This is a genomic window from Endozoicomonas sp. ONNA2, from assembly GCF_024606365.1.
In the GTDB taxonomy this organism is placed as follows: Bacteria; Pseudomonadota; Gammaproteobacteria; order Pseudomonadales; family Endozoicomonadaceae; genus Endozoicomonas.
Window position 1 is genome coordinate 1 of sequence record NZ_JAHHPO010000980.1, and the last position, 3,750, is coordinate 3,750.

General features: G+C 41.1%; 1 protein-coding gene. It reads left to right on the forward strand.

Features of this window, described 5'->3' with window-relative positions; genetic code table 11:
- Positions 1-426 precede the first annotated feature (426 nt).
- The gene (locus KDK14_RS17310; RefSeq protein WP_257266436.1) at positions 427-3,549 is read left to right on the forward strand and encodes a hypothetical protein; all 3,123 of its coding nucleotides are present in this window, start codon (positions 427-429) and stop codon (positions 3,547-3,549) included.
- The last annotated feature ends 201 nt before the right edge of the window (positions 3,550-3,750 follow it).

Sequence of the window (3,750 nt, forward strand, 5' to 3'; positions counted from 1 at the left end):
TGTTGCGAACAATCCGATCGATCTGCCAAAATTAATGAGGTTTTCAACCTACTATAAAAACACAGGCATTGCGAGAGCCGCTAATGAAGCGAAACCCTATTTCCTTGGAATCCTGACCGATTGAACTTGCTGATCAACAGTTTCTGACAGTCGAACATATTGGCTGTCAGGTTCTGGCAATGCACAAGGCCTTTGTCTTCCCGACACAGATATTTGCTGCTACTTTTCCCCTTTCAAAGTTCTCTTTGCTTGACCGTCTGACAATAAATTGCAATCAGGTATTAAAAAGCAGCAACTCGAACTTTCGCTAAAACTGAATGCATTAAAACAAAAATCCTTTCTATAATACAACTCAACCATTCAAGACTTATTAATTCTTATTTAATTGAGAGAGCTTTTAGAATGTCATTGCCTTCTACGAATAGTATGCAAAAGGTACGTCATCCAGAAATAGAAGTTGCAGGCTTGCCTGTTGCACCTCATGCTAAAAGCGGCTATGTACAAAACCCGGCTCCAACAAATTGTGGAACATTGATGCCCGGTAGCGGCAATCCATACCCATTGCAAAATACAAACATTGCCTCAAGGAGCATCATTCCCGTTTCAACAGTTCCGGCCCAGTTTCTGACTACACCCCCAATGACCGGTCAGCCGGTTGCTGCCGTATATTATGTAAATCAACCGGCAATGCCATTACCGCAACAACATCATCTGTTGAATACACTGCCATTGGCAATAGTTCCAGATACTTACGATGGAACACTCTATCAACTTTCTGAGCACATTGGGGCTACGCCAGTGGCTTCTGCACAGCAAGACGCAGCCTGCCTGATACCGCAATTAACGAATTCACTTCACCCCATCAATATAATAACAACAAAAAGGGTTTATCAAGCCCCGGAAGCAGCTGAATTTGTGCAACAATTACTGCCATGTGCTGGGTTAACAACAGCATCAGCCTGGAATGAAGCGGCCCGGAATGAAGGGGCCGGGGATGAAGGGGCCGGGGATGAAGGGGATAGTCCCGTGCTGTCTTTTTCAGTTCAACAAGTCCTTCAACTCAAGCACCCCGGGACCGTGCGAAAGACGCCGCATGCACTCAAACTGCTTTATCTCGAATGCTTCAATTTTCATCAGAAACTTCCCTGCGATGAAGTCTTTGATGAAAAAGGGAACAGGATAAAGCCTACAAAAAGTGCGCTAAAAAAGCAGTTAAAGATGATGCAAAAAAAGCTCAGGGAAAATAAAATCCCGGCAAAAATAACACCTTTACATACATTAAAAACGATGCCATCGGCAGATGTCCTTTTGGGCAGACCAACAACCTATGAAAACATGATTATTCGAAGCATTCAATTAATGAATGCTGCATCCTCATTAGAGCCGGATAAATTCACTGAGAGAGAAAAAGTAAAAAATAGTCTGGCCGCTCATTTGGCATCTTACAATTCTTCCACTCAAGAAACCAGACAATCAAAAGGAATAATCAACACTAAAGAGGCAAAAAAATTTTTAGAAATAATGGAGGCAGACGACGAATGGGTTCTAGACCTTGCCAGCCTGTATTACTTCCCCTATTTCAGGCAAAATATTCTCACTCTGACAGCTCCATTCATCAGGCCGACAGAAACGATTTACTGTCGTCCACGCTTGCCCAATCAATTATTAATGCCAAATGATTCATCTGGCATAAAAGAACAAAATGATAATCAACTATTAACCATTACCCAAACCATCCATTCATTAGCAAAAACCCTGAGCATCAAGCTGCACCGGCGGGTGGATGACATTACTCCTGCTAATATTCCAGAAACTTTTTCCAGACAGTGTATTCAGTGGCATATACAATTTGCCTCTGATCTTATTTATAAAATGATTAAATTAGGTGACGAGGGTACACAGGAAACTTTAAATGGACTCGCCGAATCATTGCTTTCCATGCTTGATAGCATTAACACACTGTCCAATTATTCTTCGGAATTTCCTGATGAATTCATACTGATGACTGAGTCATTGTGCTTCCTGTTGCAAAGTAGCCCCCTTCAGCGTTTACTGTCACAGCAAGAAGCAGAAGTGCCTGAAGATATCAAAATAATCTGGCTTCATACTTTAGAACAACTGGAAAAAACGATCCTGATGATTCTGGTAAAATCATTCCAATACCCAGAGCTCTTGAACACCTCCATGTGCCTCTTGAAAACACTGGCTGATCATGAAATATATCGAAAAGGACAAACTGGCAACAACAAAACATTTTTCATTCGATTAGCCAGAGTCACTTCAGAAATTGCCAGGAATTTACTAACGACACTGAAAAGTTATTTCCCGGATAATCTTTCCACTAATGATCAATTTTTAGAACAGTTGAACAGCTGCTGTTCGATATTCAATAAACTGCATCAAAAGATCATTCAGGAATCCAATCTCGTTAGCACTGAGTCACAAAACTTGGGAGATTGTATCAAGACACTGCACGAAGCATGTAAAATTCGGCGCATTGAAATCGAGAAAGCACACCAGGATTATTTAAATGAATGCGAAATTGAGAAAAAGAACAATAATGTCATATTACGAGCAAATATGAACAAAAGAGAAAATTCAAAACAGAAACAGGACGCAAGAAACAAGAGAAACTATCAACTTCAACAGGAAATTACCAACGCAAAATATGAATCATTGGAGAAAAAAGAGCAACTGGAAGCTGACCATGCAAAACTTATTAGTGGCATGGGTGAACGTCTGCAACTGTTTGGCAAAAAAATTGGGTACGGTGAAAACTATGCCGACGAACTAAAAACAATTGACTGTGAATTTCCTGAAATACAGCATTCGCTAGTACTAGCGGTCTGGGTTTATGGTGATATTGCTTATAGCGTATGCAATTGTGCGGATAAATTTAACCGAGCTACACTCTTTGTCGAAAGGTTCGACAGAATGAAAACCTTCTGTAGCGCTGCCCTTAAGGAAGCTACTGCTCAGGCAGGGAAGCATGATTCAAAATGGCTATATGACAGGAACCCAGATCAGCCGATCAGTATAAGCAGCATCGATTTCCTTACAAGATTATCTGATCCAGAGAAGATTCAAGCTCTGATCAAACGTGCATTCACAAGCATCTCTCTGTATGAGGTTGCCCTTGATCGAGCCAGGGATGCCACCCATCAAATGACTCAGGATAGGGTATTTGACTTGGTTCATGAGGAAAATGACCTGCAAATGTATCACCTTCAGCAAAGGGTAGCTTTTATCATTGAAGAAATGAATGATGTAAAACAGTATCTGAAAGATCTGCAACCAGTGCCCGATATGTCTGATCTTTTAGCAACAAGAACGCAACTTTTTAAAATGCTTAAAAGAAAAGTAAATACAGGTTCATCATACAACCAGGCCAGGGAAGCAAAGCACACTATTTATGAAATACTGTTGGAAAAATCAGAAAGTGAATGGAAAGTTGACGACACGGTTTGTGATAGGTGCAAGTCTGCCAAACAACAGCTTGAGTATGTTATTAAAGGTTTTAAAGAAATTAAAAACACGCTGGGATCATAAGTAGCTAACCATATGAAATCATATATTTCTGACTTCTTGTGCCGACACTCTTGGCAACTGCTCCTGCATCCATACAGTCGTGCTTCGTTACAACTCCCCCGGGAGGCTGTCCGAGAATAGCGACCGTAGCGAGGATTGCGAGAAATTTCTGAGGAGAATAGCGGGGCTATTTGACGAAGAAGCAGGAATTTTTAGACCAAT

Coding starts and splice junctions, on each gene's coding strand:
- KDK14_RS17310 (WP_257266436.1), top strand. CDS start 427: ATGCAAAAGGTACGTCATCCAGAAATAGAAGTTGCAGGCTTGCCTGTT.